This is a genomic window from Glutamicibacter nicotianae (genome assembly GCF_002797775.1).
Classification (GTDB): domain Bacteria; phylum Actinomycetota; class Actinomycetes; order Actinomycetales; family Micrococcaceae; genus Glutamicibacter; species Glutamicibacter nicotianae.
Window position 1 is genome coordinate 3,280,862 of sequence record NZ_PGEY01000001.1, and the last position, 22,745, is coordinate 3,303,606.

The 22,745-nt window shown below is 60.9% G+C and carries 19 protein-coding genes; 7 read left to right on the forward strand and 12 right to left on the reverse strand.

Translation table 11 applies throughout. The features are described 5' to 3' along the window. Position 1: 1 nt before the first annotated feature. From ATK23_RS15275 to ATK23_RS15305, 7 genes are all read right to left on the reverse strand, one after another. Positions 2–664, reverse strand: a complete 663-nt coding sequence (locus tag ATK23_RS15275) for an alpha/beta hydrolase family protein (protein ID WP_066143795.1) — start codon at positions 662–664, stop codon at positions 2–4. A gap of 50 nt (positions 665–714) precedes the next feature. After that, a complete protein-coding gene (locus tag ATK23_RS15280) occupies positions 715–1,395 on the reverse strand; it encodes a hypothetical protein (RefSeq protein WP_245858460.1) in 681 nt (226 codons plus the stop codon). Positions 1,396–1,704: 309 nt separating this feature from the next. After that, a complete protein-coding gene (locus tag ATK23_RS15285; RefSeq protein ID WP_066143801.1) occupies positions 1,705–2,121 on the reverse strand; it encodes a GNAT family N-acetyltransferase in 417 nt (138 codons plus the stop codon). Between the two features lie 9 nt (positions 2,122–2,130). After that, positions 2,131–2,718, reverse strand: a complete 588-nt coding sequence (locus ATK23_RS15290) for a hypothetical protein (RefSeq protein WP_157066421.1) — start codon at positions 2,716–2,718, stop codon at positions 2,131–2,133. A 4-nt stretch (positions 2,719–2,722) separates the two neighbouring features. Then, positions 2,723–3,079 (reverse strand): VOC family protein, encoded by a 357-nt coding sequence (locus ATK23_RS15295; RefSeq protein ID WP_038992519.1) that lies wholly within the window; start codon positions 3,077–3,079, stop codon positions 2,723–2,725. A 148-nt stretch (positions 3,080–3,227) separates the two neighbouring features. After that, on the reverse strand, positions 3,228–5,786 hold the full coding sequence (locus ATK23_RS15300) for an ATP-dependent Clp protease ATP-binding subunit (protein WP_066143807.1): 2,559 nt from the start codon (positions 5,784–5,786) through the stop codon (positions 3,228–3,230). 129 nt (positions 5,787–5,915) lie between these two features. Beyond that, positions 5,916–6,590 carry a response regulator gene (locus ATK23_RS15305; protein WP_066143808.1) on the reverse strand — a complete coding sequence of 225 codons (675 nt, stop codon included), beginning with the start codon at positions 6,588–6,590 and terminating at the stop codon, positions 5,916–5,918. 312 nt (positions 6,591–6,902) lie between these two features. Between ATK23_RS15305 and ATK23_RS15310 the strand changes: the two genes are divergently transcribed. Together ATK23_RS15310 and ATK23_RS15315 are read left to right on the forward strand one after the other, a co-directional pair. Further along, complete coding sequence (locus tag ATK23_RS15310) at positions 6,903–8,087, forward strand: sensor histidine kinase (RefSeq protein ID WP_066143810.1); 1,185 nt, start codon at positions 6,903–6,905, stop codon at positions 8,085–8,087. Between the two features lie 350 nt (positions 8,088–8,437). After that, entirely contained in the window at positions 8,438–9,058 is a 621-nt protein-coding gene (locus ATK23_RS15315; protein WP_066143814.1) for a malonic semialdehyde reductase, read from the forward strand. Between the two features lie 65 nt (positions 9,059–9,123). On the opposite strand, the gene ATK23_RS15320 is transcribed toward ATK23_RS15315, so the two are convergent. Then, positions 9,124–10,329, reverse strand: a complete 1,206-nt coding sequence (locus ATK23_RS15320; protein WP_066143817.1) for a hypothetical protein — start codon at positions 10,327–10,329, stop codon at positions 9,124–9,126. Positions 10,330–10,652: 323 nt separating this feature from the next. On the opposite strand from ATK23_RS15320, the gene ATK23_RS15325 reads away from it, so the two are divergent. After that, entirely contained in the window at positions 10,653–11,930 is a 1,278-nt protein-coding gene (locus tag ATK23_RS15325; protein ID WP_038992510.1) for an NAD(P)/FAD-dependent oxidoreductase, read from the forward strand. A 104-nt stretch (positions 11,931–12,034) separates the two neighbouring features. Here the strand turns inward: ATK23_RS15325 and ATK23_RS15330 are convergent, their stop codons facing one another. Continuing rightward, a complete protein-coding gene (locus ATK23_RS15330; RefSeq protein ID WP_066143821.1) occupies positions 12,035–12,889 on the reverse strand; it encodes an NAD-dependent epimerase/dehydratase family protein in 855 nt (284 codons plus the stop codon). A gap of 69 nt (positions 12,890–12,958) precedes the next feature. Here ATK23_RS15330 and ATK23_RS15335 point away from each other — a divergent pair, with 69 nt between their 5' ends. The 4 genes from ATK23_RS15335 to ATK23_RS15350 all read left to right on the forward strand — a co-directional run bounded on the left by ATK23_RS15335 (position 12,959) and on the right by ATK23_RS15350 (position 17,319). Next, complete coding sequence (locus tag ATK23_RS15335) at positions 12,959–14,209, forward strand: MFS transporter (protein WP_083515685.1); 1,251 nt, start codon at positions 12,959–12,961, stop codon at positions 14,207–14,209. Positions 14,210–14,287: 78 nt separating this feature from the next. Beyond that, positions 14,288–14,704, forward strand: coding sequence for a LexA family protein (locus ATK23_RS15340; protein WP_083515686.1), 417 nt, complete (start codon positions 14,288–14,290; stop codon positions 14,702–14,704). Further along, a complete protein-coding gene (locus tag ATK23_RS15345) occupies positions 14,694–15,986 on the forward strand; it encodes a Y-family DNA polymerase (RefSeq protein ID WP_066143827.1) in 1,293 nt (430 codons plus the stop codon). Before ATK23_RS15340 ends, ATK23_RS15345 begins: the two co-directional genes overlap by 11 nt. Positions 15,987–16,053: 67 nt before the next feature. Further along, positions 16,054–17,319, forward strand: a complete 1,266-nt coding sequence (locus ATK23_RS15350; RefSeq protein ID WP_157801667.1) for a glycoside hydrolase family 3 N-terminal domain-containing protein — start codon at positions 16,054–16,056, stop codon at positions 17,317–17,319. A 91-nt stretch (positions 17,320–17,410) separates the two neighbouring features. On the opposite strand, the gene ATK23_RS15355 is transcribed toward ATK23_RS15350, so the two are convergent. The 3 genes from ATK23_RS15355 to ATK23_RS15365 form a co-directional block, all read right to left on the reverse strand. After that, a complete protein-coding gene (locus ATK23_RS15355; RefSeq protein ID WP_245858461.1) occupies positions 17,411–20,482 on the reverse strand; it encodes a S8 family serine peptidase in 3,072 nt (1,023 codons plus the stop codon). 564 nt (positions 20,483–21,046) lie between these two features. Next, positions 21,047–21,535, reverse strand: a complete 489-nt coding sequence (locus tag ATK23_RS15360; RefSeq protein WP_066143835.1) for an FBP domain-containing protein — start codon at positions 21,533–21,535, stop codon at positions 21,047–21,049. A gap of 362 nt (positions 21,536–21,897) precedes the next feature. Further along, positions 21,898–22,719, reverse strand: coding sequence for a hydroxymethylpyrimidine/phosphomethylpyrimidine kinase (locus tag ATK23_RS15365; RefSeq protein ID WP_066143839.1), 822 nt, complete (start codon positions 22,717–22,719; stop codon positions 21,898–21,900). Positions 22,720–22,745 lie beyond the last annotated feature (26 nt).

Consider the following 22,745-nt stretch of genomic DNA (forward strand, 5'->3'; position numbering starts at 1 on the left):
GCTACGCGGTGTGCTTGGCGATGAAGTCGAGAGCAGGATCCGCGAGCCATGCGCCGTCCTGGGACACAGTGCGGCCGGAACGGGCGACCTTGAAGGAATGGTTGCCACCTTCGAACCAGGAAAGTTCGCTGTGCGAGTTCAGATTGCTGACCACGTTCTCCATCTTTTCGGGGTTGGCAAACGGATCACGGGTGCCTTCGAGGAAGAGCATCGGCACTTCAAGCGGGTAAAGGTGCTCATCGCGCAGCTTCTCTTCCTTCTTCGGCGCATGCAACGGGTAACCCAGGAAGATCAAGCCTGCCGATGGCATGCCCTCGGCAACTGCAAGCGAGGCGATGCGTCCGCCGAAGGACTTTCCTGCAGTGAAGATGGGCAGGCCCTCAGCAAGGTTTTCTTCCACCCAACGGCGGACTTGGTGCCAAACTGCAACCGCTACGGGAGACTTGTCGGGAAACTTCTTTCCGGCATCCATGTAGGGGAAGTTGAAACGCAGGACGCTGGCACCGAGATTCGCAACGGCTAGCGCAAAGCCAGCCATGAAGTCGTGATCCTTGCCGGCACCTGAACCGTGAGCGAGCACCACAACAGCTTTCGCATTCTCTGCGCGGTCCCAGAGGGCGCTGAGCTCGGAGTCGTTGTACGGAATGGAGTAGGGCGTGCTCATGGGACCTAGCGTAGGTCCGTCGGAGGCATCCGGCGAAATGGCGCGAACTGTTACTGCTGCCAGTTCTCGCGGAGCTCGGTGTCCGATTCCTTGCCGTCCTTCGCGGTAACGGTGATTTTCTTGACTTGTTCGTCGCCATGGGCCTTCTGGTTGATCTTGAGGATCATGTTTCCCGCAACGAAGTCGAGGCCCGGAATCTGCGAGGAGTCGTATTCCCCGTCGATCCACGGCCCGTCGCCCAAGGTCACTACGAGTTCGCCGGGCGCCGGGGACTCGACCTTGCTCACATAGGCATGCGGGTCCGACGGTATGCAGTCGCGATAGACCTCCAGCTTGGTGATCGTCGCATGGCACATTGACTCGTAGATATCGTTCATGCCGCTGAGCCACTGGACATATATTTCGTTCGCCCAGGCTTCGCGGTCAGTAGGGTCGGCGCCGGTTCGGGCACGCGTATAAGTTCCGGAATGCTTGCCGTTCTCAGTCGCGAAAGTGACGGATTCCAGCTCCGGCGAAGCCTCGCCGATGTTCTCGAACATGACTCGTCCCATCGTGCGCAGCTCGTCCTCGGGTCCTTGGTAAGGCTCCTGCATGCCGTCGCGGTTGAAGACCATGTGGTTGGGGAGCTTGATGTCGATCACGCCCGGTTCGGGCGAGGTCCAGGAGGTCATGAGGTTGTAGGGATACGAGAAGCCCTTGGTGGACTTGATACCGGAGTTTTCTTTCCACATCTCAATCTTGGAATCTGCCCAGGCTTGTCCTGAATTAACGTTGGCGTCGGCTTCAGCGACGGTAGCAGAACTGGTTTCAGCAGATTCAGCAGTTTCACGAAATGCTGCCGTGGGTTTCGCAGCTGGACTGGATTCAGCGACCGCAGATACCGTCGAATCAGCGGGCGCTGCTTGCTCAGGAGCGGCGCTGCACCCAGCTGCAAGCAACGCCAACGATGATAGGGCAATAACCGACCTGGCGCGCATGAATAACTCGTCACAAGTGATGAATGGCCAGTCTATACAGGCCAGGCAGCGAGGAACGATCTGTTAAGAGAATTTGGCGAAGGTCCGAATGACGCCGGGACGGAAGTCCGACCCCTCGGTGAGTCCCATGGATTCGTAGAAAGCCCGTTGGACGGGCTCATCATCAGTGATCAGAACCAGCTGGCGCACATGCCCGTACTTCGCTTGAACGGCAGAGAACAAAGCGCGGCCCACGCCAGCGCGATGCGCAGACGGACGCACCAAGATGTCCTGGACATAGCAGATGGTGGCGTTATCGGAGACCACGCGCACAAGGCCAACGAGCTGGTGGTCGTCATCGTAGGCATAGATCGCGCAGGCCGAATTCCTCAGGCCTTCGAATAGCACTTCTGGCTGGTCTGTGTAAGCGCTCCAGCCAACTGAGTTATAGAGCGAAAGCACTTCTTCTTCGGAAGGCACCTTGGTGGTAGAAAGTTCCATCGAGTCCTTTTAATGCTGAGGGGAAACCGAAACGATTTCGGCCTTCCTGAGCAGCGGATGCTTGACCAGTTCGGCTTCCAAGGTTTGGATGATGGCCTGGGCGGAGTCGCCGTTGTAGACGAATACCGGGCCATCGTGACGGTAATAGACATCCTCATGCCATCCGATGTTGCCGTCGCCCAAGGCATGCTGCAGGGCCCGGACAGTTGGCTCCAAGTGCGAATCCGATTCGCCTGCGAGCCTGGTTCTCAGCAAAACGTACTCGCTGCTGCCCACATCGGTGCGCTGGCCATCAATAATCAGCCAGGAACCCCGCCCCAACCCGCTCGCGGTGAGCGAAGAGAGCATCTTGGCAAACAGCTTTTTCGGATCGGAGGTGGTCACTTCGAGTTCAATGTCGCTGGAGATCGGTTCTTCGGCAGCGTCCAGCGTGGACTTGGCGTTGGTGATGGACCCGGAAGAGTTGCATGCGGGCAGCAGCGTATCGATCAGGCCCGCCTCATGGTCTTTGCGCAGCCGTTCGGTCATTGGCTGGGCAAAATGGATGTGCACCCGGTGCGTTGAGGCTTCTGATGTTTTCCTGGCGAACAGCGACATGGCGTCAATCCTCGTGCGGGTCTGAAACGCAAAAGACGATGCCGTAGGGATCACGCAGTATGGTCCAGCCGAAAGAGGGATCGTCGGTATGGTCCTCAACGCGGGTTGCGCCGGCGGCAACAAAACGGGCGACTTCCTGTTCACGGCTCGAGCCGGCTTCCAAATCCAGATGGACGCGATTCTTGCCTGCGGTTACCTCATCGACTTTCTGGAACCCCAGTCGCGCGCTGAAGCCAGGGACGCTGATCATCGTGAATCCCGGGTACTGGCCCAGATATTGCCCGCCCAAGACCGCCCTCCACCAGGCAGACGCTGACCGTTCATCAAGGGCATCGAGGGTGATCATTCCAATGTTCGCCATGCTGACAAAGGTACCGCCAGTCTCTCCGCTTAGCTAGAGGCCGCCTGCAATCCGCGGGTCGACGAGGCCAAATGCGGAAAGCAAAAGGCGCTGGTTTGGCTGGGATTCCAGTCCCAGCCAAACCAGCGCCTCAACTGGCGACGCCGACTCAGCTATCGAAGTAGCTTGGCGCATGCTCGCTGTGGGCAGGTGGCGTCGGCAGGTCGACTTTCTTCTGCACCTTCAGCTTGTCCGCGACATAGTCCACCGACACAGTATCGCCCGCGGCAAGCGCATCGCTGATCAGCAGGTCCGCAATGGCATCTTGCACCTTGCGCTGCACCAGCCGGCGCAGAGGGCGGGCGCCGAACTCGGGATCGTAGCCTTCGCCAGCCAGCCACTGCACGGCAGCGTCGCTCACCTCCAGCTTCAGCTCCTGGTCTGCCAGCCGCGCCTCGGTCTCGGCGATGACCAACTTGACGATCTGGCCGATTTCCGATGGCGAGAGCTTGGAGAACAGCAGCACCTCGTCCAGGCGGTTCAGGAACTCCGGACGCATGAACTCGCGCACCTTGCCCATGACCTTGGCGCGGATCTCGCCGGCTTCGCTGGCCGCATTCGCGGAAGTGAAGCCGAAGTTCCCGGCCTTGTTGGCCAGGTACTCGCCGCCGAGGTTGCTGGTCATGAGGATCAGCGTGTTGGAGAAATCGACGGTGCGGCCGGCCGAATCGGTCAACCGGCCGTCATCGAGCACCTGCAGCAGCACATTGAACACGTCCGGGTGGGCCTTCTCGATTTCATCGAGCAGGACGACCGAGTACGGGTTGCGGCGGATCTTCTCGGTGAGCTGGCCGGGCTCGTCGTGGCCGACGTAGCCCGGAGGCGCACCGATCAGGCGTGCCACGGTGTGCTTCTCCCCGTATTCGCTCATGTCGATGCGCACCAGCGAATCAGCCGAGCCGAACAGGTTTGCGGCCAGGGCCTTGGCCAGCTCGGTCTTGCCGACACCGGTTGGACCCAGGAACAGGAACGAGCCGATCGGGCGGCCAGCCGGGGACATTCCGGTGCGGTTGCGGCGAACGGCGCGAGCCACCGCGGCGACGGCATCGTGCTGGCCGATGACCGAAGCATGCAGCGAATCTTCCAGTGATGCCAGCCGCGCCTTGTCGTCGCCCGAGATGCGCGAGGTCGGAATGCCGGTGGAGCGGGAGATCACTTGCGAAATCTGCATTTCGTCCACCACGCGGGTCACTTCGGCATCGCCGGATTCCTCGGCGGCCTTGATCCGCGCGGTCATTTCCGCGATGTGGTCGCGCCATGCGCCAGCGTCCTCGAACCGCTCCTCGCCGATGGCGCGCGACTTCTCGCGTTCGGCATCCACCAATTCGGCGCGCAAGGACTGCACGTCTTCGGCATCTCCCGCGGCGATGGAGCGGCGGGCGCCGGCGATGTCGATCAGGTCGATGGCCTTGTCCGGAAGCTGCCGGTCGCTCAGGTAGCGGGCAGAGAGCGTGACCGCGGCCTTGAGCGCTTCGGGGGTGTACTGCACCTGGTGGTGCTCTTCGTAGGATTCGCGCAGCCCTTCCAAGATGGCCAACGCGGTTTCCTCCGATGGCTCGGCGACAGTGACCTTGCCGAAGCGCCGTGCCAGCGCGCTGTCCTTCTCCACCTTGCGGAATTCATCCAGCGTGGTGGCGCCGATCATGTGCAGCTCGCCGCGCGCCAGGCGCGGCTTGAGGATATTCGCGGCATCCATGTTTCCGGACTCGCCGGAACCAGCACCGACCAGCAGGTGCATCTCATCGATGAACAGCAGCACCTGGCCTTCGGCGGCGGCTACCTCGTCGAGCAGGCCGGTCAGCCGCTGTTCGAAATCGCCGCGGTAGCGGGTGCCGGCGAGCATGCCCGGAAGGTCCACCGAGATCAGGGCCGCATTGCGCAGCTGCGCTGGAACCTCGTCGTCGATGATGGCGCGGGCCAGGCCCTCGGCAATGGCGGTCTTGCCCACGCCGGCCTCGCCGATCAGCACTGGGTTGTTCTTGGTGCGGCGGGCCAGGATCTCGATTACCTGGTCCAGTTCCTCTTTGCGGCCGATCACCGGATCGATCTGGCCGTCGGCCGCGAGCAAGGTCAGATCGGTTCCGTAGCGTTCGAGCATGGACACGTCGGACTCGGCATCGTTCTGGTTCTGGGCATCATTGCTGCCCCGCTGAGCCTGCTCCATGGCAGCTTGTTGCAGCGACTGTCCGGTGACGCCATGCTGGGCCAAGAGCTGGCTGACCGGCGATTCCGGATTGAAGACGAAGGCCAGGAAAAGGTGATCCGGGTCGATGTAGGTCGAGCCGTAGTTGCGGGCAACCTGATAGGCGTCAAAGAGGCTGCGCTGGGCTGCCGACGAGAGGCGAGACGGCTTCTCGTCCCGCTCCTGTGCCTTGGGCATGCGTGCGATGGCGTCGGCACTCAAAGCCTCGATGTCGATTCCCATGGCGGTCAGGTGCTCGCCAACTGGTTCGGTGCGCAGCAGAGCCATCAGCAGATGCAGCGAATCGATCTCGTCATGGCCGTGCTCTTGGGAAATCGCCGCCGCGGTGGCTACCGCTTCGTGGGTACGGGCAGAAAGCAGACGCGTGATGTCGATGGGGCGCGCAGCTTGAGCTCGCGACGACAGGAACCGAGAGAGGAATTCCTCAAACGAGCCATCTGATGGTGCGCCGAAGAATGCTGGCAAGTGAGCCTCCTAATAGAAACTTGAGCGGTCTATGCTCATGTTCAACGCATACGGCGCGCAAATATTCCCGGACCAAGCGGGAGAGGTGCCAAAGAGGTTGAGTTCACACAAATGGCAGGCAGCCAGCGGCTAGTCCTTCGGGATTTCGATGAGTCCCATGCGGGCGGCGGCAACCAACGCCTGGACCCTGTCGCGAACATCCAGCTTAACGAAAATCTTGGCCATGTGGGTTTTAACCGTTGTCTCGGAAATAGCCAGAGTTCTTGAAATCTCGGTGTTGTTTAGACCCCGGGCCAGCAACTTTAGAATTTCGAATTCCCGATTGGTGATTCCCAGATCATAGGCAAGATCTTGAATGTCCTGGGAATTGTCGCGGTAAGCCTCGCGAACGGCAGAAACGAGATCGGAAGAAACCGACGGGGAAATGGCTGCCGTTCCTTGATGAACGGCATGAACCGCGCGGATAATTTCATCCGGCTCAGAATCCTTGACCAAGTATCCGCTGGCCCCAGCGCTCAGAACAGGAACCAGATATTCATCGGAGGAAAAGGCGGTAACAGCAAGCACTGATGGGCTGTCTTCGACGGATTTGATGGCTTTAGTCGCACTAACTCCATCCATAATTGGCATCTGCAAATCCATGAGCACAACGTCTACTTGATGCTCCTTGCAATAATCGACGGCGGCCAGCCCATTTTCAACAGAATTAACCGTTACAATTCCGCTATCTGTTGCTAGGATTGTGCCCAACGCATGACGAATAAGGGGTTCATCATCGACGATAAGAACCTTGATCTTTTCCACTTGATTCCTTTGATCGATGGTGAAGTCCCTGCGACGTCCTGCTCACCTGAAAGTATATAAGTAGACGTGATGGGGGTTTGTTATGAAAGGTCTTAAAATGCTGGCAATCGCCGCATTGGCACTGTCGCCTGTAGCAGTGGTTGCTGCTCCGGCCTCCGCTGCTCCGACATCGGCCATTAACGGCGGTTCGGTTGCCACGCCTGCTGGTTGGGGAGCTGACTTCGCCGCTTGGTTCTGCAGGAACTATGGGGTGGCCTGCTCCTAGAGCATCGACATTTGACTTGACTGACGTCGCCGTGAATTATTCGGCATATGAATGAACGACTCAAAGGCACCCTGGCCAGGCTATTCGCTGGCCGGGGTGTCATTGTCTGGGTAGGGATCGTAGTGCTGCTGGCAGTGTCCAGCAGCGAGGTCATCACGCTGTTGCAAGACGGCCTGGCGGGCTCACCTGAGATTTCGGTGCAAGGGTCTTTGGTTGGCCTCGGGCTGTGTATCATTCTCGCTCTGGGTTTGCGCTGGACAGCTGCGGCGTTGGGGCTCTTCATTGCCGTGGCTTTCTTTTTCCTGGCCAATGGCGCAATGTTCTTCTGGACCATTGTGGCCTTCATGGCATTCTCCGCGCTGGCTGCCACATCATCGGCGCGCAGCATCCGCGCTGCCTACCTGACGCTTTGTGCTGCATGGGCCGTGCAATTTGCATTCCAGGCGCATGGCGATGCGGTGCTATTGATCGCGGTGGTTCCCTTGGCTGCGATGGCCTATGTCGTGACCAGAAGCATCTACCTTTTGCGCGAGAAGAACGCTTTTGCGCTTCGGCAAATGCAAACCGTCGAGGAACAGACTCGTCTTGCTGTCGACCGGGAGAGAAAGAACATCGCCCGGGACCTGCACGATATTGTCGCCCATGACATAACGGTTGTGGCCATGCAGTCGAAGGCCGCGAAATTCGCCAACGATGGGCAGAAGGCTCTTGAAGCGCTCGATATCATCGCCAAGCTGAGTACGGAAACCTTGCATGACCTGCGCCTGATGCTCAATGTCCTGAGGGCCGACGGAACCATGGCTGATCCTTTGTCCCGCAGCAATGACAAGCCGGCCGCTACAACTGTGTATGCGCTTCAGGGCGCCGAACTTTTTGTCCAGAGGCTAAAGGATGCAAATTTCAAGGTGAGCTCCACCACGGATGAGAAAATTTCCGAATTGCCCCGTTCTGCCCAGACTGCGATTTACCGCGTCATGCAAGAAGGTACAACGAATGTGATAAAGCACGGGGCTTTAGGCGCGAAGTGCACTTTCCGCCTCACGGTCGTCGGAGCTGAAGCTGTCCTGGAAATTACTAATCAGATAGAGAATTCTGGCAAGAAAGCGAGTGGCCTTCCGGAGGGCGGGACGGGGCTGATCGGCATGGGTGACAGAATGCGGGCATTCGGTGGAAAGTTTGCAACCGATTCCAAAAATGGTGTTTGGAGACTGCGCGCAAGTATCCCGTTCTGACTCCTGCCCTCCTACTAAAGTATGATTTCGGAATTTTGCAGGACGCGATAAGTTAGACATGTATCGGTGAAGACCGATCACCGAGAAGGTACTCGGTGGTGTTTTGCGAGTGGCATCACTGAGGATCCAAGGGTGATTAAAAGGTACGTTGCATTGCGTAAACGGACTGATCTTTCATCGGCGCTGTGCCCCCATCGCACGCCGCTGTCTGTCAGTAATGCAACGTACCTTTTATAACTTAACTCCAGACCACAGTTCTGTGCTCTGACTCACATCTTAGCTTGGAATTGGCTTGAAGGACGTGGCGTTGTGCCTAGGGAGAGAACTTCCCGTCTTGAAAGCGAGTCCGCATGAGCGTCCAGGCAGAAACCAACCTTTACGAATCGATGGCTATCGGCCAGGCAGCCGCAGATCAGCTGTTCTTCGAAGCCCGCAGCGCCAATTCGTTCAGCGATGAACCGGTGACCGACGACGTGCTGGACGCAATCTATGAGGCCATGAAAATGGGGCCGACGATGATGAACAATCAGCCGTTGCGCATCACCTGGATCAAGAGTCCTGAAGCGCGTCAGGCAGTAGCGAGCACCATGCCCGGAAGCAATGCCGCGAAGGCGCTTTCGGCACCTGCCTTGGCTGTTCTATCGTTCGATACCGAGTGGCACGAGGAATTCGCGAATTTCTTCCCACACGCTCCGGAACGCAAGGAGATGTTCCAGGACGCTGGAGTCCGCACCGCAGTGGGCAGCAATAATGCGTGGCTGCAGGCTGGCTACTTCATCATGGCTGTCCGCGCAGTTGGTCTGGCGGCTGGCCCGATGGGTGGCTTTGACAGCGATGCGGTAGATGCCGCGATTAACGCAGACAACAACCATAAGTCCTTCCTGGTCGTCAATGTTGGCAAGCCGGGCGAGAACCCATGGTTTGATCGCCTGCCACGGCATGACTCCGAGTTGGCGACGCGCAGCATCTGATCGATGATTCAACGACGAAGGTGCGGGAACTTGATCGTTCCCGCACCTTGGTCGTTTTTGGAGCCCTAAGCCTGAGGATTTGCTGCTTCTTCGGCGCCCTTCAAGACGTGATCCGAAACCTTGGCCAGAGCGCGTTCCAGCGAAGAACGCAAGACAACGGGAACCGTGATCTCGTCGTTGATCTCGACAAGGCCTTCGCGTTCGAAAACCCGCAGCAGCGACTCGACCTGGGGGACCACCTCTTCGAGGCTGGCAATCAGGTGATGCTGCTCGGCGGGCAGGTCTTCTTCGGTTGGAACCTGCAACGCAAACTCGGCACGCGGCGGGGTTGATGATGCGGCATTGCTCAATACGCCGGCTACCATCTCGGCGATCTGCGCCTTGCCCGGCTCCTCCAAGGTGTTGATCAGGATATGCGAATAGAGAACCTCGGCAATCAGCTCCTTGACCAGGCGTGCGCCTTGCCCGCTGGATGCCAGCAGTGCATCGCTGAGCGACTCCGTGGGGGTCGCGTTCGGTGCCTCGTAGCGCAGCATGGCCGTGCCGATCAAGGCATCCCAATATGCCGACAGGCGTGGAACGTCGGCCAGCGACGAAACAACCGTGCCGTCTTCCGGCTCCCACTGGGAATCCTCTGGAATGCCGGCTGACTCATCTACCTTGACGAATAAGCCAAGTGCGCCGGCTGCATCCTGCAAGGTCTCCCCGGTGAGCACTCCAGCAGGGGTCGTTGGCTTGCCTTCGCCAACCCAGTCGATCAATTCGCGAGCCGCGAAAACGAAAGGCATCGCTTCGAGGTTGCCGTTGGCCTCGTCATCTTCGAGGTAAGGGGCCACAATTGGCGAATCCCCAGCCATGCGGGAGAGGAACTCGAAGGTCTGCTTGAACTCATCCACGCTTCCGCCGAAATTAGCGGTCGTGCCCAGGAAGGTCAGGTAATGCTTGAGGATCGCAGCGCTGGCTTCCGAAACTTCCTTGCCCAGCGAGGTCAGGTGGCCGAGCTGCTCGCCCAGAATCGTCGGATCCAGGGTTTTGACGTCAACGCTCTTGCGCAGCTGGGCATGAACGGTCAGCAGGGTGGTCAGGCCTTCCAGCGCTGCACGGGTCTCGCTGGCTGATTGGCCCTCTTCATGGAAGTGGCGGAAGAGCGAGGACTTGAATGGCTGAAGAGCTTGGCGCACTTCCGACTCGAAAGGCACGTTGCTGGCGCCGGTACGGCGGGCTGGGTGGCCCTGGGCAGGCTTCTTCTTGGCTGGTTTACGTGAGGCCATAAGTGTGGTGCGGTTCCTTAGAAATGGCTGATCGGCAGGGTTGGCAAATCGCTTGCCTCCAGTCTACGCAGTACGCGATTCGGCAAAAGTTCCCGATGCGCCATGGTGACGCAGTCAATGGGGAAAGTTGTCATGCACGGCCAAGTCTTTGTTGGAAATTCGGGGTAAGCCATAATTTTCCGCAAAAAGAGCGAACTTGGCGCCACTGTGGTGGCGCTCACCGTCGAATCGTCAGCACGCGTTGATTTTCCCTGGGGATCGCGCGACAGTGAACACATGCGGGCTCGTGTGGAGAGCCCGCCGAAATGCTAGGAGAGTGGATCATGGCTGGAGGAAACGTGCCAGATCATGTAGTTGTTGTGGGCGCCGGCTTTGTTGGACTGTCGACCGCGTGGTATCTGCAGGAAGCGGGCATTAAAGTCACCGTTGTGGACCGTGGCGGCGTCGCATCCGGATCCTCTTGGGGCAATGCCGGCTGGCTGACCCCGGCCCTGACCCTGCCTATCGCCGAGCCGTCGATTTTCAAGAACGGCCTGAAGATGATGCTTGACCCTGCATCGCCGCTCTACATCCCGCTGAAAGCCGACGCCAAGCTGCTGCGCTTCCTCATCGGCTTCGCATGGCACTCGACCCCGAAGAAGTGGGAAGAAGCCATGCGGGTCTTCTCGGAAATCGGCGCAACCGGTCTGGATGCCTTTGATGAAATCGCGCAGTCGACCACAGCAGGACCTGGCGTGCAGGAGCTGACCAAGCCCGCTGAACCATTCTTGACCGGTTTCACTTCGCTCAGCGACCGTGATGCGCTGCTGCACGAATTCGAAATGATCGAGAAGACCGGCGGCAATGTCGAGTACGAATTGCTCACCGGCGATGAGCTGCGCGGCATTGAACCGACCCTGTCCAATAAGGTCGCTGCCGGTGTGGCCATCAAGAACCAGCGCTACATCAACCCGCCGAAGTTCATGGATTCGCTGGCCGAGTCCGTGATTGCCCGCGGAGGCGACATCATTGGCGCGTTCAATGTCACTGATGTGCGCGACAACGGCGGCTCGGTCACCGTCATCGGTTCCGAAGGCCGTGCAATCACCGCGGATCACGTGGTGCTGGCAACCGGCGCGTGGATGACCGACATGGCCAGCAAGTTCGGCGTGAACGTCGTGGTCCAGGCGGGCCGCGGCTACTCGTTCACCGTTGAGCCAGAGGACATGCCAACGCATCCGATCTACTTCCCGACCCAGCGCGTTGCCTGCACCCCGCTGGGCGATCGCTTCCGCATCGCCGGAACCATGGAGTTCCGCGACGCCAACCACAAGCTGGAGCCGAAGCGCATCGAGGCCATCGTTGCCGCGGCGACCCCGGTCTACAAGGGCATCAACTGGGAGAACCGCAAGGAGGAATGGGTGGGCGGACGCCCATGCACCGCCGACGGCCTGCCGTTGATCGGCCAGACCGCATCTTCGCGGGTTTCGGTCGGTGGCGGCCACGGCATGTGGGGCGTTGCCCTCGGCCCGCTGACTGGCAAGATCCTGGCCGCCCAGATTGCCGGCCAGCAGGTTCCCGGCATTGCCCGGCACTTCAACCCGTTGCGCAAGGGTTTCTAGGCGTTTCGGTCCACACCCGGAACGAAATAAGGGAACCGGCTTGCGGTGCATCGTGCAGATGCGCCGCAAGCCGGTTTGCTTTTATTGCTGTCCTTGATTGCCCTTTACGGATGTCGGACTGACGTCCCGGCAAGGATCGCGCGGTAGCCCTCTGCATATCCCGGATACTGCAGTTCAAGCCCGCTGGCGAGCAGTCTGGCATTATCGAGCCTGCGGTCGGCGGCCCTTCGAGCTGGGGCCTGTCCCGCCATGTCCGGCTCCGGAAGACCAAGTTCCTTGGCCAGGAACTGGTAGACCTCGCCCAACTGGGCGGGGGTGCTGTCGCTGGCCAGATAGAGCCCGGCAGCATGCTCGCCCAGCCCCGCGACGTGGACAATCGCCGCTGCCAGATCATCGCGGTGGATGCGGTTGGTCCAGTGGGACTGCGTAGGCAGTTGAGCGGTGCCCGCGCGGACTTGGTCAATCAAGCGCGTGCGACCCGGACCGTAGATCCCGGAGGCCCGCAGGATGGTGACCGGCAGGCCGCTTCCGGCGAGCGCCTCCTCGGTTTGCGCAAGGACTTTCGCGGTGGGGGTGGCTGGTGACAGCGGCGCCGATTCGTCGACGAGCTCTCCGTTGCCGCCGCCCATGACCGCGGTGGAGGAGACATAGATCAGCCGGCGAAGAGCGGGGCATTGCGTTTCCAGCCGGGAAACCAGTTCCTGGGCGACCTGCAGATAGCTACGCGTGTAGCCCTCGGCATCGCGGGTTGCCGGTACGGGGGTGAGTACGGCGATCTCGGTGCCGGGATCAATGCTTGGCCACTGGGACGCATCGAGCAGATCTGCGCTGTGTCCGTCGAATCCGGCGGGCAGCTTGCTGCTGTTGCGCCGCCAAGCGGTGATGCGATGGCCCGCCTGCTCGAAGCGCAGTCCGGCCTCTGTGGCGACATCTCCGCAACTGACAAGTAAAACTTTCACGAGACTCCTTGGGTGAGAGATGTCCTTGGAGGCGGATCCTCCTACCCATAGGATAGAACCTCCAGATCCATGCGGCGTGTGCGAAGGGGCGGGGTGCGGGTGCGGTCGTCAGTGCGTTGCGTCCTGTTCTGCGTGATTGCGCTGCTATCCATGCTTGGTGAGGGGATGGCGCTCTTTGCCTTGACCCTTGAATCCGCGGACCAGCTGGGGTCATGGGGCGTGACAGCATTATTTTTGATTGGCCTGGTTCCGCCGATCCTTGCTGCTCCCGCCATTGGGCGTTGGGTCGACGGTGCTGCCCTGTTCCGGGTGTGGATCCTGAACCTCTGCGTGCATATCGGAATTTTTGCGGTGATGGCTATTTTCTCCAATATTCTCCTGAGCCTTGCCTTGATGTCGGTGGCCAGTGTTTGCGCGGTGATCAACGGTGCGGTGGTCTTCAAGGTCATTCCGCGCATCCGCGGTGGCTTCAGCCTTGCCCGTGCCAGCAGCTTCCTTGTCGTGGCTACCTCCCTGGCCGGGATTATTGCGCCGGCAATCGCTTCGATCGCCTTCGCGAGGGCAGGGATCGGTGCGGTGCTGTGGTGCGCGGCTGCCGGATTCCTGGGATTGGCAATGGCGGCCGTGGTCCTGTCGCGCTCGTTGGCAGCCAGAGGGCATGAGGTTCAGACAGGTTCTGGGCCCGCTCCCAATGCCAGGATTACTGGTGGCGGTGCCGCGCTTGTACGCCATCCGCGACTGCGGATCCTGCTGCTGCCAGTAGCGGCGATCGTCCTGTTTACCGCAGCAGAAGGGGTTGCGGGGGTGTTCTACCTGCGCGAGATCACCGATAGCGACACGGGATATGCGGTGTTGCTCGCTGCCTGGTCCGTCGGCGCGGTGCTCGGTTCCCTGTTGGGAGGCAATCGGCGCTTCGGTGCCCGAAGCTCCCTGCCGATTTTGCTCGGTGGCGGGCTGGTGGGTGCAGCGATCCTCATCGAAGGGCTCTGGTCCAACGCGGTCGGCTTGGCGATGGTGTTCCTGGCCGGCGGCCTGGGCAACGGGCTGCACAACACCGGTGTGCGCACTGCCATCTACGAGCATGTGCCGGAAAGCCGCCATGGCGCTGCCTGGGCCCAGCTGCGGATGCTCATCAACATCATGGTTGCCCTGGGCTACCTGATCGGCACCCCGGGACTGCTCGTGGGCCCCGCCCGCACGATCATCGTAATCTCCGGTGCCGTGACGCTGCTGGCGATCATCCTGTCCGCGGTGCTCCTGGGCCGCACGGCGCGGGGCGGCGTTCGCCGCCAGCGCGCCGTGGCCGAGTCCGTGGGGTAGGCGCTCGCCGGAAGCATGACGCTGGTTAACGCGCTACAATTCAAGTATTCGAATATTTGTACTAGAAGGTGGTGGGGTGTGGCTGAAGATCAGGAGCTGATGCCTCCGGGAGCAACCCAAGGGCCGGTGCAAGCGGTTTCGGCTATGGGTTTCCCCTCGCCAGCGCGCGATTACTTCGACGGCGGACTGGACCTGAACCGGTTGCTGGTCCGCGACCGTGTATCCACCTTCATCATGCGCGTCTCGGGCCATGCCATGCAGTCAGCGGGGATCTTCGATGGCGATGAGGTGATTGTGGACCGGTCCCTTTCCGTGCGCCACGGATCGGTGGTCATCGTCAACCTGAATGGCCAGATGCTGGTGCGCCGCTGGCAGATCGACGGCCAGCAGGTCGGGTTGCTCAGCGATGAATCGCCCTTGCCGGTCATCTTGGCCGAAGGCGATGAAGTCAGCGTCTTCGGCGTCATCACCAGGTGCTTGCATCATGTCCGCTGATCACGTCTCCCTGGTGGACGTCAATAATTTCTACGTCGCCTGCGAGCGGGCCTTCGACTACTCGCTGCGCAATCGCCCGGTAGTGGTGCTGTCGAACAACGACGGCTGCGTGGTGGCGCGCTCGCAGGAAGCCAAGGACCTGGGCATTCCCACCGGCGAGCCGTTCTTCAAGATCCAGCGCTACATGGACTCGCACAACCTTGCGGTGCGGTCGAGCAACTATGAGCTGTACGGCGACATGTCCGCCCGGGTCATGGAGCTGCTCGGGCGCTTCGGGACCTGGCATGAGGTGTATTCCATCGATGAATCGTTCGTCGGGCTGGAAGGCAACCTGGAGCAGGTGCGCAGCACCGCCGCCCAGATCCGTGCCGCCATCGACAAGACGATTGGCGTGCCGGTCTGCGTGGGCGTATCTTCCACCAAGACCCTGGCGAAGCTGGCCAACCACATCGCCAAGCACAATCCGGGACTTGGCGGCGTCTGCGTCCAGCAGCTCATGGATCCCGAGGTTTTGGGCAGCATCATGAACCGGGTCCCGGTGACCGATGTCTGGGGCGTAGGACGCAAAACCGGTGCCAAGCTTGCGGCCATGGGCATTGAAACCATCGCTGACCTCCAAGCGGCTGACCCGTTGGCGATCCGCAAGAAATTTTCGGTTGTCCTGCAGCGCACGGTATTCGAGCTCAATGGGCAACGCTGCATCGGTCCGGTGGAAGAACGCGCGGACCGCGGCCAAGTCATGTTCACACGCTCCTTCTCCACGCCGGTGCGCACCTATGAGGCGATGGAGGAAGTCATGTCCATCTATGCGCAGAAGGCCGCCAGCCGATTGGCGAGCGAAGGCCGCTACGCTTCACTGCTCACCGTCACCGCAGGCACCAGCCGCTTCGCGCGCGGAGAGGCGTCATTCCCCAGTGCCCAGGTGAGACTGCCACGGCCGACCCGGGATCCGATCCTGCTCAGCAAGCTGGCCATCGCCGCGATGCGGGATCTGATGCAACCGGGAATGGACTACGTCCGCGGGGGAGTGATCCTCTCCGGGCTCAGCGACACCCCCGGCGAGCAGCAGCTGGATCTCTTTGGCCAGAACGTTGACCCAGCTGCGCAGGAACAGGAAAATGTCTCCTCGGTTGTCCAGGACATTTCGCTTCGATTCGGCGCCAAGTCCATCGGCCTGGGGCATGCTGGATTGGCCAGGAGTCCCGAATGGTCGATGAAACGGGAGCATATCTCGCAGCGCTACACCACCGACTGGGACGAGCTGCTGGTGGTGCGCGCCTGAGGCCGGCCAACGGCAAAAAATGGCGGCTCTACGGGAACTTCGCAGTTTCCGGTGGGAGGATGAATTCATGATGACCCGTGCCATGCAGATCATGTCAGCCGGAATCCTGATGACAGCGATGCTCGCCAGCTGCAGTGCGCCGAATGCCGGAGAACCAGCTCCAAGCACGCCCGCCCCCAGCGACAGCAGCCCGAGCGGCACGAGTGCGCCCGCGCAGCGGGACTCTCCAAGCCCGTCGAGCACTGCCGGCGTTGAGGAGAGTTCAACCCCTAGCCAGAGCAAAGAACGTTCGCTGCGCCAGCAAGCCGAAGAATTGGTTGACGAGTTGAGCGCCAGCGAACAGGCAGCGAGCCTGGTGATGGCGGGTGTTCCGGCAACCGGCGCATCCGCCGCGGAAATTTCAGCGATGAAGAAGCAGGGGATTTCCAATGTCTTCCTGCGCGGGCGTTCCCAGCTGGCGGTCAAGCAGACTGCTGCCCAGGTCCGAAAAATTACCCAGGACCTGGAATCCAGCATTCCCGGGCAGCTGCCGGTCTGGGTGGCCACCGATCAGGAGGGAGGCTTTGTCCGGGTGCTCCAGGGAGCAGGCTTTGCCGAACTGCCCACGGCGTTGAAGCAGGGCCAGTGGTCCACCTCAAAGCTGGAACGCGAAGTGGGAACCGCCGGAAAGCAGCTGGCTGAAGCCGGCATCAACGTCAATCTGGCTCCGGTGGCTGACGTAGTTCCATCCAGCATCGGCACCAGCAACGCACCCATCGGCTACTTCGGCCGCGAGTACGCCCATGACGCCGCCGGTGTTTCCAAAGCCGTCGTAATGGTCAATGAAGCGCTGCACGCCCAAGGGGTGCAACCGGTGGTCAAGCACTTCCCAGGACTGGGCAGGGTTGCCGAGAATACTGATACCAATACCGGGGTGACAGATACGAAGATCGGTGCGGGCTCCAGCGATCTGCAGCCATTCGAGCAGGCTATCGAGCAGGGTAAGTCCTGGGTCATGGTCTCCAATGCCCGCTATGCCCGGCTCGATACGAAAAATGATGCGCCGTTCTCCTCGAAGATCATCACCGGTTTGCTGCGTGGGCAAATGGGCTACGACGGTATCGTGATTTCCGATGATCTCTGCGAAGCCAAGCAGGTCGGCCACGTGCCGGTGGGCGAGCGTGCCGTGAAATTCATTGCCGCTGGCGGAACGGTTCCATTATGCGTGAATTCGGCTCCGGCCATCACCATGGCGAAGGCGCTGGCTGCCGAAGCGAAATCCGACAGCAAATTCGCGGGCAAAGTCAGGGAAGCGGCGGTGCTAGTCCTGGAAGAGAAGCTGCGCAGCCAATAGGCCATAGGACGGAATCTTAAAAGAGATAGGCCCGGAGCTCTTCCTTACTCGCTAGGAAGTGCCCCGGGCCTGGTTTTGGGAGACGTAAGGCCTACTTCTTGCCCTTCGTCTTTCCGTCAGTCACGTCCAGAACCTGGGCGCGGTCGCCGCTGCCGTTGTGCAGGTGCAGCAGCAGCGCCTTCGATGCCTTGGAGCTGTCAGCGACAGTTACCGGGATGCTGGTTCCGGATAGATCGGTGAACAGGGTCCCCTCCGCACCGAAATCAACCTGTGGCGTCGCCACGTTGAAATCGATCCAGTCGGTCTGGTCAACCGGGATCATTGCACCGTTCTCATCGGTGTTGTACCAGGAGTAGCCCAGAACACGGTAGGAGATCTCTGCCGAATCCTCATCGAGTCCCAGTGCCGCCAGAGAGATCGGGAAGATCGCCGCGTTGGTGTCGAAGGTGTTGGTATCGACATCGCCCAGCACGCCGTTCACCGGCTGCAGGTCAACCTGCTCGCCGGTGGCGAGATTGAAGGTCGCCGCCAGGTCCAGGTCCACTTCATCGAATGCCGCATTGAAGGTCACGAAGTCGGCTTTGCCGTCGCCATTGGTATCGATCTCGACATCCAGCTCGGTGCCGCCGGCCAGGTGGGCCCAGTTTTCCCAGGTGGAGATGCCGATATTCAGCAGTCCGTCAGCGATGCCGGTGCGGCCTGCGGTGCTCGAAGCGCCAACATGCTGCAGGTCCATCGAGCGGGCAGCTGGGATGCTGTCCAGCGAGTCATCGCCGCGTGCGCTCGAAGCGCCGAGCTCGAAAGCGCCGAGCAGCGAGGTGACCGAGGTAGCGCCCTCGCCTGCGGTGATGTCCTTGCCCTTCAGGCTCAGGCTGGTGGTGTCCGCGCCCTTCTTCAGCTTCTTGAGCTTGCCTTCCATGTCAGCAGCCAGCTTTGGTGCTGCCTGGACTGGAATGCGCAGGGTTGGGGCATCGTTCGCAGTCAGCTCGACACGGCCGGTTGCATCGGCGACCCAGGCACGGGCCAATCCGGACTGGCTGGTAGCCATGGTCGGATCGATGGTCTTGGCCCACTGCTTCGGGTCGACCTTCAGGGTGACATTCAGCTTGGCGCTGCCGCCGGCCGGCACGGTGACGCTGCTGCGATCCAGGGTGAAGGTTGCACCCGGGATCTCGGTAGCTGCCACGTAGTTGGCATCGTAGGTCTGCGCCTTGCCGCTGGTGTTCTCGATGGTGATTTCCCGCTTCGCGGTGAACGGCTTCTTGCCGTCCAGTTCCATGACGCCGAAGACCACGCTGGTCAGGTCCGCTGCTTCGGAATCGTAGGCGAAGGCAGGAGTCTGCAGTGCCGCATCGGCCATGACGCGACCGGAACCAACACGGTTAGGACCGTAGGCTTCGCCGTCGGCGTCCTTAATGTCGGTGGCCGCGGTGTTCATGATGATGCTCTTGGCTTCGTACGGGGTGTAGTCCGTGTCTTCCAGCACCAGCGCGGCGATGCCGGCGACCAGCGGGGTCGCCATAGAGGTACCGGTCATCACGGCAGTGCCGGTACCGGTGCCGACGCCAACCGAGCCGATCTGGGTGCCTGGGGCAGCCACATCCGGCTTGACCACGCCGTTGGAACCGTGGACGCCACGCGAGGAGGAAGAATTCAACGTGTCGCCAACGCCGGACTCGCTGGAGGAACCGCCAACGAATTCAGGGGACAGGGTCACCTTCAGCGTGCCCGCTTCAGCTGCTGGACGCAGCCGATTCGACTCGTCCAAGGTGAACTGCGCACCCGGGATGGTCGCGTTGCCGGCGATGCCCGCATCGAACAGGTTGCTTTCTGCATCCAAGAGGACGCCGGTGGCACCGGCGGCTTCAGCGTTGTTGAAGCGGACGCCGGAACCGCAAGGGAACTCGCCGCCTTCGCTCCACTGCAGCCAAACCCACTTGCCTTCCAGCGAACCCTCTTCGAACGCCTCGCAACCGAATGCGTTATCGGCCGGAGCCATCACAGCTTCTCCGGACAGGGCAGCCGGATCAGCATTGGTGTAGTTGAAGTTTGCCGAGTACTGGCCCGAGGCCGAGCCGGCAACATCTTCTGGAGCGTCCACCTGGATCTTGTCCAAGGTGACGTGCGAGCCGACGGAGTTGGCGACGGTCAGCGAGGAACGGGAGTTGCCCGGGGAACCGCCCACGTCGGTGACATCGCCGGCGTTGCCGGAAGCGACAACCGAGAGGATGCCGGCTGCGCTCAGGGCATCGACAATGTCGTTTTCAGGGTCATTGGCCGGGGAATGATCCGACCCGAGGGACATGTTGACCACGTCGGCACGGTCGGAGAAGTCGCCGTCGCCATTCGGGTCGAGGACGTAGTCCAGCGCCTGGCCGACGACGGCGGAGGAGCCGCCGCAACCGAAGACGCGGATGCCGATGAGCTGTGCGTCAGGAGCCGAGCCAGGGCCGACCTTCATCTTCGCCAGTGCGTCGGCGTCCAGCGAGGAGTAGTCCCCGGTGAAGGTCGAGCCATCGGCGTTGACGCCGTAGCCTGCGGTGGTGCCGGCAACGTGGGAGCCGTGCCCGGCGGCCTGGCAGTCAAGCGGGTTTGGGTCCGGATGGGGGATTGGCTGGTAGGTGGGGTCGTCGGAGTTTGCGTTGTAGTCGTCGCCGACCAGGTCCCAGCCGCCAATGAACTTGTCGGGGTCGATCAGGCCGGAGTCTGCGCTGGGCAGCTCTTCAGAGGCCTGGGCTTCCTTGTAGGCCTCCAGGGTGCCCGGGCCGCCGAAGCTGGCGTGGGTGTAGTCCACGCCGGTGTCCAGCACGGCCACCTTGACGCCTTCGCCGGTCTTGTCCAGGGCCTTCCAGGATTCCAGGGCTCCGGTGTCAACTACCGAGCTGCGGTTTGAAGGCTTCTTGGGAACGATGGAGCTGATCTTGGCAACGTCGCTGCGCTCGGCCAGCTTGCGCAAGTCTGCGGCATCGCCGGTCAGGGCGACACCCTGCAGTGCGTTATGCGTGGTGTAGATGACCTTCGAGTTGGACTCGGCGGCCAGCTTCTTGCCCTTGGCCTTGACCTCCTTGTCCATCTTCTTGACCTTGGCGGCATCCTTCTTCTTGCCGGACTTCTTCACCGTCTCGAAGGCGCCATTGCCTTGGAGCTGAACGTAAACCGACACCTCGCCAGTAGCTTTGGCAAGCGGTCCGGAGACTTTCAAATTGGAGAGCGCTGGTGAATTGGTGATTGGCAGGGAAGCGGCGTTTTCGCCGTCGCCTGGTTGGGGGATTCCTGCTGCGCTTGCCGGTCCTGAGAGGGTAACGGCCAATGCAAGTGCAGTGGCTGATCCCAAAATCAGGCGCGGCACTCTCTGCGTGCGGCGAGTGACCATGATTCTCCTAGCTGGGCTGGATAGCGGTACTGCTCCCGTCATGGGCGGGCGACATTAAAGCAGTGCGAGCCTTGATGATCGTCCGGGGTAAACGTCCGCTAGTGCGTATACCCCTAGCTGGAATCTTAGGTGACCCAGCTCATATATCAAGGGGTTATTGAATAGTGACCTTTGGCCGGATATCGAGCTGGCTTGGGAATTTCATAATGAAATCCGCGAACCACTGCGACAAACCCGCCCAGCGAGGCCTGATGAGCGCGCTAATCCTTGAGAAAATTTTAGACGCTTTGTTACTCATCAGTTCACTACTTGCTGGGCGGGTTGAGCCGGAATCGGCTTGGCTCCTCCTGCCTTCTAGAGGCGGTTCAGGAAGCTATGCACGCGTTCGTCGAGCAGCTGGATTCGCTCGGCAACGACGACCATCGGATCCGGATAGATCGGATTCTTCGGAGGCGGAATCCGCACGTTGCGGGAGCACTCGAAGCTCAGGCAGATCAAGGTCCCCAAGGTGTTGCCGTCGCGCCCGGCCTGGCCAGCGCGCTTGGTCGTCCACATGCCTACTGCGCAGGGGATATTCACATCGCGGCACATCTCGCACATGGTGGCGTTATTCGGCTTGCGGCCACCGTCGGTGGGACGCAGCAGGATGCCGCGGGTCCGGCCCGTTCCATCGGTGTGGAGCAGGTAGCCGCGCTGCATCATTTTCGGGTCGCGCCATCCCAGGTAATCGAGCGAATCCCAATCGAGGGAGTCGAAGTTTTCGGGCAGGGTCAATTTCTTCGCTTCCTGGCGGCTGGCGTTGATGAAGGAAGAGCGGATGGTTTTTTCGGTCAATGGCTGCATGGGAAATCCTCAAATGGTCCGCGGGCATTTTACCGGCGCGCGGAGTCTCTAATCGTCAAAGGTTTTGAGGTCTGCGAGACATCGAGAAATTGGGGCGCTAGAACAACGCCCAAGGCAGGTGCCCTAAGCGGAAAATGCGTTGACAACCCCGTTCGATGCGCAGACGAACGGGCAGAGCGTCAAAGTGGCTTGCATAGCCGACCGCCCCTTCCTGTGGTTCTCCACGCATTGATTTCGAGCACTTCCGAAATACCGATAACAAGTGCGGTGGGCTTAGGCCAACGACTGTGATCACGCTTAAAGCAGTTTGCTGGCCACTGTCGTGAACGGCACTGGCCAGCAACAAGTCCAGCGGCTGGGGCCTAGCGGCGGCCGCCCTGCCACAGTGCGTCAAACGGGGTCTTGCCGGACACGCGGTTGCGGATGCCTTCGGTGACAAACGCCTTGGCGGTGCGGGCAGCTTCCAGCGGGGTCGCGCCCTTGGCCAGCTCTGCAGTGACGGCGGCGGCCAGCGAGCAGCCTGCGCCGGAGACCGCGACTTCGCCGATCTTCTTCTCGCGCAGGACCTCAAGGGTGCTGCCGTCGTAGAACACGTCCACGGCGTCTTCGCCGGCGATGCGGACACCGCCCTTGGCCAGGACCGCTGCGCCGGAGGCCTCGTGGATCTTCTTGGCGGCTTCGACCAGGTCATCTTCGGTGGTGATCTTGATTCCCGAGAGCTGCTCGGCCTCGAAGTGGTTCGGGGTGACAAACGTGGCCAGCGGCAGCAGGGTGGACTTGAGCGCTTCGTCGGTGTCCAGTGCGTGGCCTGGTTCCTGGCCCTTGCAGATCAGCACCGGATCCAGCAGCACGTTCTCCCAGTCCCGGGACTTCAGCGCAGTGGCGACGGTGTTGATCGTTGCTGGAGAGCCCATCATGCCCAGCTTGACCGTGCCGAGCTTGCCCTCGTAGCAGGCCTGGATGGCTTCGAGCTGATCGGCAATGACCTGCTGGTCAACTGGAACGAAGCGGTGGTTCCAGGAATCCTTCGGGTCGAAGGAGACGATGCAGGTCAAGGCCACGATGCCGTAGGTTCCCAGTTCCTGGAAGGTCTTCAGGTCGGCCTGGGCGCCAGCGCCGCCAGTGGCTTCGGAACCGGCGATGGTCAGGGTCATTGCTGGAGAAGCGGTGTTTGTATTAGTCATTGTCTCAATTGCGGGTAGTGCGGGCA

Bases quoted from the DNA above. Each gene is read 5' to 3' on its own strand.
- ATK23_RS15275 (WP_066143795.1), bottom strand. From the start codon at position 664: ATGAGCACGCCCTACTCCATTCCGTACAACGACTCCGAGCTCAGCGCC.
- ATK23_RS15280 (WP_245858460.1), bottom strand. From the start codon at position 1,395: ATGTGGAAAGAAAACTCCGGTATCAAGTCCACCAAGGGCTTCTCGTAT.
- ATK23_RS15285 (WP_066143801.1), bottom strand. From the start codon at position 2,121: ATGGAACTTTCTACCACCAAGGTGCCTTCCGAAGAAGAAGTGCTTTCG.
- ATK23_RS15290 (WP_157066421.1), bottom strand. From the start codon at position 2,718: ATGTCGCTGTTCGCCAGGAAAACATCAGAAGCCTCAACGCACCGGGTG.
- ATK23_RS15295 (WP_038992519.1), bottom strand. From the start codon at position 3,079: ATGGCGAACATTGGAATGATCACCCTCGATGCCCTTGATGAACGGTCA.
- ATK23_RS15310 (WP_066143810.1), top strand. From the start codon at position 6,903: ATGAATGAACGACTCAAAGGCACCCTGGCCAGGCTATTCGCTGGCCGG.
- ATK23_RS15315 (WP_066143814.1), top strand. From the start codon at position 8,438: ATGAGCGTCCAGGCAGAAACCAACCTTTACGAATCGATGGCTATCGGC.
- ATK23_RS15320 (WP_066143817.1), bottom strand. From the start codon at position 10,329: ATGGCCTCACGTAAACCAGCCAAGAAGAAGCCTGCCCAGGGCCACCCA.
- ATK23_RS15325 (WP_038992510.1), top strand. From the start codon at position 10,653: ATGGCTGGAGGAAACGTGCCAGATCATGTAGTTGTTGTGGGCGCCGGC.
- ATK23_RS15335 (WP_083515685.1), top strand. From the start codon at position 12,959: ATGCGGCGTGTGCGAAGGGGCGGGGTGCGGGTGCGGTCGTCAGTGCGT.
- ATK23_RS15345 (WP_066143827.1), top strand. From the start codon at position 14,694: ATGTCCGCTGATCACGTCTCCCTGGTGGACGTCAATAATTTCTACGTC.
- ATK23_RS15350 (WP_157801667.1), top strand. From the start codon at position 16,054: ATGATGACCCGTGCCATGCAGATCATGTCAGCCGGAATCCTGATGACA.
- ATK23_RS15360 (WP_066143835.1), bottom strand. From the start codon at position 21,535: ATGCAGCCATTGACCGAAAAAACCATCCGCTCTTCCTTCATCAACGCC.
- ATK23_RS15365 (WP_066143839.1), bottom strand. From the start codon at position 22,719: ATGACTAATACAAACACCGCTTCTCCAGCAATGACCCTGACCATCGCC.